Here is a 396-nt window from a genome sequence, read left to right as displayed (position 1 = left end):
CAGCTCGGCTGTAGGAAATAAAAAACCATCTGTCGTGATAAGGCTCACTTTAGGGCGATCCGGCACACGCGAAAGCAGCTTCTGCAATATCCGCGCCGTCGTGCTTTTTCCGACTGCCACACTGCCGGCGATGCCGATAATAAACGGAATTTTGGCTGAATGAGGGTGCTTTAAAAAAACATTGACATGCTTATTGCGTTCGGCTGCAGACTTAACATGCAAATGAAGCAGGCGAACAAGCGGAATATAAATCGTTTCCACTTCTTCAACAGATAGATAATCATTCAGCCCTTCCACGGCTTTTGCCTCTTCTTCAGAAACAGCAATCGACAAATGTCCCCCAAAGCCAGACCAAGACTCACGATTGTGTTTTGTATATAAAGTATGTAAATTAAG

At 44.9% G+C, this 396-nt stretch carries 1 protein-coding gene; it reads right to left on the bottom strand.

The window, feature by feature from the left end:
• The coding region (locus tag CF394_RS11220; protein ID WP_439332871.1) for a type I pantothenate kinase at positions 1–396 on the bottom strand (396 nt) is incomplete at both ends.

It is taken from the genome of Tetzosporium hominis, from assembly GCF_002265435.1.
Lineage (GTDB): Bacteria > Bacillota > Bacilli > Bacillales_A > Planococcaceae > Chryseomicrobium > Chryseomicrobium hominis.
This window is presented reverse-complemented; position numbering and strand designations above follow the sequence as displayed.